General features: G+C 41.7%; 9 protein-coding genes. All 9 read right to left on the bottom strand.

What is annotated here, in order from left to right; genetic code table 11:
• Positions 1–912 (bottom strand): AarF/UbiB family protein (locus tag K8S13_RS17840; protein ID WP_291464623.1); only part of this gene is annotated, 912 nt, incomplete at its 3' end.
• Complete coding sequence (locus K8S13_RS17845) at positions 905–1,642, bottom strand: TetR/AcrR family transcriptional regulator (protein ID WP_291464624.1); 738 nt, start codon at positions 1,640–1,642, stop codon at positions 905–907. The genes K8S13_RS17840 and K8S13_RS17845, both read right to left, overlap by 8 nt.
• A 135-nt stretch (positions 1,643–1,777) precedes the next feature.
• Positions 1,778–4,075, bottom strand: coding sequence for a tetratricopeptide repeat protein (locus K8S13_RS17850; protein ID WP_291464626.1), 2,298 nt, complete (start codon positions 4,073–4,075; stop codon positions 1,778–1,780).
• Positions 4,075–4,617, bottom strand: a complete 543-nt coding sequence (locus tag K8S13_RS17855) for a ubiquinol-cytochrome c reductase iron-sulfur subunit (RefSeq protein WP_291464628.1) — start codon at positions 4,615–4,617, stop codon at positions 4,075–4,077. Before K8S13_RS17855 ends, K8S13_RS17850 begins: the two co-directional genes overlap by 1 nt.
• Positions 4,617–5,885 carry a cytochrome b N-terminal domain-containing protein gene (locus K8S13_RS17860; protein WP_291464629.1) on the bottom strand — a complete coding sequence of 423 codons (1,269 nt, stop codon included), beginning with the start codon at positions 5,883–5,885 and terminating at the stop codon, positions 4,617–4,619. Before K8S13_RS17860 ends, K8S13_RS17855 begins: the two co-directional genes overlap by 1 nt.
• Before the next feature lie 111 nt (positions 5,886–5,996).
• Positions 5,997–6,905, bottom strand: a complete 909-nt coding sequence (locus tag K8S13_RS17865) for an alpha/beta fold hydrolase (protein WP_291464631.1) — start codon at positions 6,903–6,905, stop codon at positions 5,997–5,999.
• Positions 6,906–6,963: 58 nt separating this feature from the next.
• Positions 6,964–7,614, bottom strand: coding sequence for a hemolysin III family protein (locus tag K8S13_RS17870; protein ID WP_291464633.1), 651 nt, complete (start codon positions 7,612–7,614; stop codon positions 6,964–6,966).
• Positions 7,615–8,136: 522 nt separating this feature from the next.
• Positions 8,137–8,445, bottom strand: a complete 309-nt coding sequence (locus tag K8S13_RS17875; RefSeq protein ID WP_291464635.1) for a hypothetical protein — start codon at positions 8,443–8,445, stop codon at positions 8,137–8,139.
• Positions 8,446–9,143, bottom strand: a 698-nt coding sequence (locus K8S13_RS17880) for a DUF6515 family protein (RefSeq protein WP_291464637.1), incomplete at its 5' end; no start/stop codon positions are given.

Here is a 9,143-nt window from a genome sequence, read left to right on the forward strand (position 1 = left end):
AAACGATCGGACACAACCAAAATCAATCAGGCTGACTTTCAAATCATCCGTCACCAGAAAATTTCCCGGATTTGGATCAGCGTGTATTTGTTTGAGTTCATAAAACCCTTCTACAAAAATATCGTGCAGGGTTTGGGCAATAATGGTTTTACTTTCCAGGTCAGGGCAGGTTTCAAGCCATTTATTTAAAATCAGACCTTTCATGCAGGACATGGAAAGAACATTTTTTGTTGTCAGCTCGTGAAAGTTTTCCGGAATCATGACTCGGTTATTTTTCAGGTTTTCACGGAAATATTTAATATTTTGTTCTTCTTTTTCATAATCAGTCTCGTTGAGAAGGACTTCTTCGATTTCTTCCAGAGCAATTTTGATGATGTCATACTCTGCCATAGGCCTTAGTACAGTTTTCAACAACCGGATATCATTGGAAATGGTTTGGGAGATGTCAGGATACTGGATCTTTACGGCAAGCTCTTCTCCATCCTTAGATCTTGCAAGGTGGACTTGCCCCAGACTTGCGGCAGCAAATGCTTTCAAGTCAAAAGACTCAAATATTTTTTCAGGAGATTTATTAAAATTATTGGTAATAATCTTCCGGACAAGAGCCCTGTTTATCGGTGGTACCTGATTATAAGACTTTTCAAGTTCTTTTCTGATGCTTTCCGGAAAATAATCGCTTTCTAAACTCAGCATCTGGGCAGCCTTTAACGCTGTTCCCCTTAGCAGGGCCAGACCGTTAAAAAGAATCCGGGCATTTTGTGCATCTTTTTTTTTTTGGGAAAGCGCTTGTTTCTCCTTTGAGAGGAATGGTTTTTTTAATAAAAATCCAAGATGGTTGGTTCCCATTTTTGCCGCTATTTTACCCGAAGAAATCGTTCGCCTGATCTTTGATTTTGGTATTGTATCAGTCATTTTTTGCATCCATAAATTTCTTTTTTATTCCATGAATGGTGTCCACATGATCCTTAATAAAATTCATCCGTGACAGCACATGATTTTTAAATAGAAATATACCCATATCAAAGATTTTATTCCCGATTCCTGCCTTTATGGATGTGCAGGCAAGATCAATGCTCTTATCTATTAAAATCCTGGGACCTTCAAATCGATCGGTATCATCTTTGAGCCAGTAGATGACAATACCGATATAGTATTCCCAGAAAAACTGGATGGTCATTTCCCTGAATACCTGATCCGGGATTTCACCGACCTCTATGGCTGCGTTAAAAATATCCTCAACAATTGCCATGAACTTTTCTTTTATGGGTCTGATACGGCTGTAATGCTGGCTCAAGGCAAAAAAAGTTGTTTTAAATGTTTTTTCAAGAAATTCTCTATCCGGCAAAAACAGTTCAAGCGTTGTTTCAAAGAATGTTTGAAGCTGCTCGTCAAATGTATATTCATTAAAATCTTTGATTTGTTTGAGTTGTTCGATCACCTGGTCAAATTTATCTTCGTAATATCCGTAAACAATGGCTTCTTTCGTTGGAAAATAGTTATAAATGGTGGCATCCCCCAGGCCTGCCTGCCTTGCTATTCCCCTCATGGTTGCAGATTTTAATCCCTTTGAAGTGATAAGGTCCACAGCAGATAAAATAATTTTATTTCTATTTTTTTGTTTTTGTTCTTTATTGATTTTCATAGCGGACATCCTTCCGATTTTGCATATATGCTATATATTAATAAACATATTTATTAAATAATATATAGCAATTATATATTAATGTCAAATAGGAAGGTTTTTTTTAACAGCGGTTTTTTTAGATGGCCCTTTTGTTTATTTCATGGCATTTGCATATTTTAAAATATCATGCCCGATTTTATTGTCCGGAAACAGCTCAATCATTTTTTGGGCTACCAGGAGCGCATTGTCCAACTGGTTTCTCTTGAGATAATGGTCTGCCATGGCAAAAAGGAAATCAAAGTTGCCAGGTTCCAGAGAAAGTGCCCTTAGCAATGCTTTTTCAGCGGCTTTGTCTTTTTTTTGGAACTGCAATAGCAACCCAAGATTATACTGGATTCTTGCCCGTCCCGGTAGACCGTTAGCTGCCTTTTGAAGAAAAATTACTGCCTGATCGTATTTTTTTTCTTCCACCAGTAAAAGACCAAGAGAATAAGCAATATCATACATTTGCGGCCGGTCTTCAAGTATCTGCAAAAATAGTTTTACCGCTTCATTATTTTTTCTTTTTGCATTATAAAGCATGGCCAGATTGTTTTTTGCAGGAAAAAATAAATTGTCAATTCTGATGGACTGTTCATAGCATTCAATAGCCTTATCCGTTTGGTCCAGGGCATGATACATCAAAGCGAGATTGTACCGGCCGGAAGGAAAGTCACCGGAATATTCCATGGTGGAAATATATTCTTTTATGGCAGAATCAAGTACCTTTTTCTGGTTTTTTGTCAGTTTCAGATTTTTTATGGATGCTACACCAAGGGCGGCCTGGATTCTAACTGCCCTGACCGGATCATAGAGCAAGGGAAAAATAAGGGCTGCATCCTTGTCAAAACGCAAAAGGTTGATGGTGGAGATAGCGGTCTGTCGGACTAGGGCATCCGGATCTGACAAAGCGGTTTCAAGGGCAGTAAAGCTGTCTGGTACAGGGTAAGCATAAAGAAGAGACAAGGATGTTGCCCTGACAATGCCGGGGAAAAGCGGGTCCTTTGAGAGTGAGATCAGATTTTTTAAACCCTCTGTCTTTCCCTGTCTGCCCAGGGCTATGGTTTCTCCAAAATGGGGCCGCTTCCTTTTACCATACCATTTTGACATTATATCATTGGTCCATTCAAGGGACTTGTCTGAATGACATCCTGCTGCATTGCAGGCATTGGGTGTCTGATGAACCTCACTCAAATCCGGCCGGGGGATCCGGATGGAATGATCAGCTCTCTTGTCAATTCCCATGTAGACGCTTTCCGGCATATGGCATTGAATACAGTCATCGCCTTTGCTTTTTTTGCCCTGGTACATCTTTTTATGAAAGTGGTGGTTTGCCGTGTCATAGGTGTCTGCTCTGTGGCAGGAAAGGCATAGAGCATTGCCTTGAATCTTAAGTTTTTGGCTGTGGACGTCATGGCAGTCACTGCAGTTTACATTATTTAAAAACATTTTGCTCTGCATGAAAGACCCGTATACATATACCTCCTCCAAAATCTGGCCATCAGCATAATATAGGTTCTCGGTCAGCAGGCTGGGGATCATATAGTCCATGGTGTTTTTATGACTATGGGAAAAATCATCAATGGAAGCCCGCCTCGCATGGCACCGGGCACAAATCTGGATAAAATCGTTTGATACCATATTTCTTGTTTTTACGACAAGGCTGAAATTATCAACCTCACGCCTGCCCATTTCAGGTGTCTCAGCCCAGGCCACGTGCCCGGAACCAGGCCCGTGGCAAGCTTCACAGCTCACATCTATTTCAGACCATGTGGTATTGAAGCCATCTTTTTTTATATCATATCCTTTTTTTAAATTTGTAGAATGGCATTCCGCACACATACCGTTCCAGTTCTGGCCCTGCCGGGTCCAATGGAGCCAGTCTGTATGGTCATCCGTATGATTGGGAAGGGCATACCATTTTTTTTTGACATCATCCCAGGCAATGGTCAGGCACTGCAGCCTTCCCCCATCAAATGGAACCAAATACTGCTGCAAAGGATAGAAGCCAAATGTATGGGTAATCTGAAAATCACTATATTTACCGTCCTGCCCGATAGTATTGACAAAGAAGGCGCCCTTTTTTTTAAACAACCGGGTGGTTATGTTGTTATGGATAAATGTTATATCATTGAAATTTCCCAGTACTGTTGAATTGTCTGCTATATCCATGGCCCGGTCATGGTGGGAATTCTGCCATTTTTCATATTCATTTCTGTGGCAGTCTTTGCACGTTTCTCTGCCCACAAAGACAGGAGACTTTTGTATGTCCTGGTTCGGCTGGTGATGAATTTTCTGCCAGGACTTTAAAAACGCCAGGGGAACAATCAGGACAATCACAAGGATGGCTGCAATACCTGCAAGCAGCCATCTTTTTTTAAGGTCCTGATGAGTTGAAAAGTCGGTGGTCATTATTTTTTATTGCTCTCTTCAAGTATAGACACAGTTTCAGGATAGACCAGTTGGCTTTTGTTGAACCGGTTTCGTTTTATCCTGTTGCTGATATTCACCCGGATGTTTTTATTGACAATACTTATCTCAAAAAGATCCAATGCTCTTGAGGCGGGTGAGCTCAACACGTTTCCCATGATATCAAACTGAGAAGCATGGCAGGGGCAGATAAATTTATTCTGTTCCTTGTCCCAGGGCACAGAAAACCCCAGATGGGTGCATTTTCCGGACAGGGCAAGAAATCCGCCATCCTCAAGACGAACCAGATAAAATTGTCCCTGAACAAAGGCAGAGACAGATCCAGGCGTGTAGGTATCTGTGCTGCCGGCATCAATGATCCTTAATGCGGAAACAGCAGCCTTTTTTTTGGAAATCGGCTTGAAAAAGGAAAAAATTACCACAATCAACTCACCCAGAGCAACCAGCCCAAGGCAGGTCCACAAAATTTTCAGGAAACTTCTTTTTGATGGCTGTCCTTTGATGATCTTATTTTTCTTATCCATCAGCCACCTCCAAAAATTAAATTCATCCCTGTCCCTCGAAGCCAGACACAGGTCAGGGTCAGAATTATAAATGCTGTGATTAAAAAAACAGTCGAGGTTTGAAAGGCTTCGGCATCAGAGAGTTTAGCCTTTTTTTTCATCCCAAAATGATGAAAGAAAACCAGAGTCAGAACCAGAACAAAGGGAATGAGTCCTGTGGACAAAATGGGGGGAATGTCCGGGAACCATTTTTGGAAATTAAAAATATATTCATCAAAAAAAATCAGGGCAGGTGTGAGAATTACAGAAATAAGGATCGCTGTTTTAGCGGCTTTTTTTGCCCTGTCAGAAATAAACCAGGTGCCTTCATTTTGTATATTCCCCTGCCGAAAGGGCAGATAAATCAGGATGCAGGCAATCGCAAAGGGAATAAAGAACACCGCAAAAAAAGGATGAAAATGAAGCAAAAGTTCCTGAAATCCTGAAAAATACCAGGGCGCTTTTGCTGGATTTGGACTTAAGCCGGCATTGGCCATATTATCCAGGGGAGCGTCAAAAGCAAAAGCAAGAATCATGATAAAGGCGATCAACACAAGGGCTGCAACGGCTTCTCTTAACAGCAGACTGGGATGAGTTGCGACCATGACCGGCTTTTCACCTTCCCCAATGTCATTCAGCCCGGATGTCACCACGCCTTTTGCCTTTCTGATCTTCCAGAAATGGATGGCCAGAAAAAAAATCAGGGCGGCAGGAATCAGGGTGGTATGAAGGGTGAAAAAAAGCTGCAATGTTTTCTCGCTGACCCCGTCTCCACTTATGAAAAGCCCTTTTAGAAATCCGCCTGCCGGGACATAGTCAAACATGTTAATGCAGATAGTGACAGCCCAGAATGCGGTCTGGTCCCAGGGCAGAAGGTAACCGGTAAAGCAGGATAAAAGTACCAGGCTGAAAATACACAGACCAATGATCCAGTTTAACCGTCTTTTACCTTGATATCCCCCTGTAAAAAATACCCTCAGCATATGACCTGCCACCAGTACCACAAGAAGGTTGGCAGAAAAATAATGTATGCTTCGGATCATCCGGCCAAAGATAAACTGGTTTTCAAGAGATTGAACAGAAGCGTAGGCAAGTTCCGGAAAAGGCTGATAAGAAAATAGCATAAGACCGCCTGACCCCATGAGCAGTACAAACAATACAAGGCACATACCGCCCAACGCCCATGTGCTTTTCAATTCCAGGGCCTTCAAGGGAATCTTTACAGGGTGGATGTGTTTGATAAAACTCAAGACTGTATTTGATATCTGCTCGATTTGCCTGCCTCTACATCAAATGAATCGTTTTAAGACTCCAATATACTAAAAAAACAGGTAAAACAACAGGCAAAATGGTCCCAAAATCTATCCCCTGTTTTTTTCTCCATTTACCAATATAGTATTGAGAAATTTTTCAACCTCATCAAACACGCTCAGGGCAATCGATCCCCGGACAATGCCATGCTGGTGGAAGTCAATTTCTTTGTAATATGCATAGGAATGCTTGATACGGTGGAATATCCTTTGCCCGCTTAGTCCATCCACCTTGGGGTCATTTTTCCCCTGTATAATTAATGAAGGAATCGCCAGGGAGGGAAGGGATTTATAAACTTTTTTCATGAGCGCTTTGACCTGAACAATACTTTGCACTGGACAACGGTGATAATTGATATGTGGATTATCCGGGTGATTCCGTGTATATAATTTGCAAAATCGTTTTGCTCCCAAGCTCCCTGCAAAACAGTTCCATGCGTGGAGAGTCGCTACAAAATTGACGGAAACTCCTTTAAATATAAGCGGTGCACTGATTGAAATAACAGCGGCAAAATTATTGGGCCTTTGTATGGCCTGGTAAAGGGCCAATCCTGCCCCTGTTGAAAAGCCTCCAATTACAATTTTCTTACAACAGGTTTTCAGGATAGCATATCCACGATCTATAGAGTCCATCCATTCTTCAAAACGCCTCGTTGAAAGATCCACAGCAGAAGTGCCGTGTCCGGCAAGTCTGGGTGCATAGACCGTATATCCTTTTGAAAATAAAAAATCAGCCCATTCGCGAACCTCTTCGGGTGCCGCCATTAATCCGTGAACGAGGAGAACTCCGGTTTTTGATGCCGGGCTGTGCAAAAGATAGGGTTCACCAATATTTTTTGTTTTTGTCTCGTCTTTTAAGAAATTTAAGCAATATTCTTTATTAAAAAGCTGGTACTCTTTTTCAAGCAGATCCTCATAATCAAAAGCCGGTTCCTTTTTTATCCGATCATATATTTTCATATTTTTGCATCCGCGTATAAAATCGCATAAAAAGGTAATAAGTTATCAATAAAGTGATCTAAATGATAATTTCAGAATAAATCCGATAAATCAAGGCATAATGAAATACTCCTCCGATCAGGACCATGACATGGAAAAGTTCATGAAAACTAAAAATGCCCGGGGCAAGGCGAGGTCTTTTTATTGCATAAATCAGACCACCTATTGTAAAGGCAACGCCGCCGGTAAATAATAAAACTTCTTGAAGGACAGACATGTTTGCCAGCACCTGTTTTATTGGGAAAATGGCGGCCCAGCCCATGCTGGTATAAATCACAGCATAAAGCGTTCGTGGTGCTCTTGGGAAAAACAATTGTGAAATAACACCAAACCCCACCAAACCCCACTGGACTGCAATCATGGCCCAGCGCCAGGACCCTTCCATGCAAAAATAACAAATGGGGGTGTAGGTACCGGCAATCATGAAAAAAATGGCAAGTCTATCCATTTTTCTCCAAAAGGAAAGTTCATTGTCTTCCTCTTTGAATACATGGTAGAGTGAGCTGGCGGAAAAAAGAAATATTATGGAAAAACCATAGATAAGAGCCGTGATCAGCATGGATGTAGAATAGCTTGCAATCTTTATCAGATATATGGTGCCTATAATAGCTGCAATTCCACCTGCAAGGTGTGAATAAAAATTAAATGATTCCTGAATCCGGGTTCCCATATTTTCTCCTTTTTAGACAAACTTCCTCTTGGCATTATCACCTTATAATTTTAAATAGGACTTTCAATCTGGAAAAAGACATATTTTGTCTAAAAAAGCCTGGACGAAACTACGTCCGATGACATAGCCAATGGTTTACTGGGATAGCTGGGAGTTGAAGCGGCCTGGTCAGCAAAACCGATGACGGAAATATTTTTTTATACTTCTCTTGACAAAAAGAAATTCCCTATCTACGATACCCGCCGAATTGAACTATAATCATAAAAATTACAAGTAAATAGATTATAAAATCAAAAATGCAATTCAACTAGAGGACCCATGTATGCTCGTATCCAATTGTTTGTTTAAGATCGGTCGGAAGACCATTTTTTATGGATTTTGGCGTTTGTGCTTCTATCTCCACTCCTCGGTTTCTCCAGTACACCTGAAACTGAAGCAATGGTCAAAGCATCGGCTCAGGAAACCTCAATTTTAACCGAATATATTAAAGCCGATTTAACACCAAAGATGATAATGATGGCGTTATTGACTGCCTTTTGCCAGGGGATTCACGTTCTTGCTTTCTTTGCCCCTTTCCACTGTACCGTCGGCATCCACCGACGGATCGTTGAATATATTCCACCACTGACTTAACTTTGCAGGATCATAATCAAATTCGAAATACTCCGGCAGGTCTATTTCAACACTCTCACTGTTTTCCGGCGGCTGGTAATTTGGGCCTACCATACAGATAGAAAACAACAGGGACAGGCATAGGGTCATCAATAAACAGCTATACCTCAATGGGCGCCTGGGATGACTGTCATTGACCATAAATTCAACTATCATCATTTACAGTCTTACCGTCATATAGCTGGTTGTCCCACCAACAATAACCGGCTGATAATAGACACTCTGGTACTTGAAATAGCTCTGACCGTTAATCGTGCTTGATGCAGCGCCGGGAGGCAGGGTTGGCACTATTATGCCTATGGGGGTGGTAACCACTCTAAAAACGGTTCCATCTTGAACATAGTAGACACCGTTCAGGTAATAGTATGAGTCCGATCCCAGGGATACAAGCACGACTCCCGGAGGAGCAACGACAACCACAGCTCCGATTGGTGCGCCCACGACCACATAGCCCCCGCTTGCCACGGGTTGATAGTAGACCCCGCCGGCATACATATAGCTGGTTCCACTGACAATAACCGTGGTGTGTTCCACTGGCGGGGAAGCAATTGCCGTACCGATCACAAGGCCGGTGAACATACCGATGCCAAACCCGACTCCGCCATGATGATAACCGTGACGATCCACATTTACATTCACATTGGTATTTCTGTGCCGGTTATTGTTAACATTGACATTAATATTGCTGTTTCTGTGCCGGTTATTGTTAACATTGACATTTCTGTTAATACTTCCATGGTTATTGTTTCTATGGCCTATATTGGTATTCTTGTTGCGCCTGGCCGAAGCCGTGCCAAGTGGTAAAAATACCATTGATATGGCCAGTATCATAATAATACAAAAGTTTGAAAAATGAG

It is taken from the genome of Desulfobacula sp. (assembly GCF_021107415.1).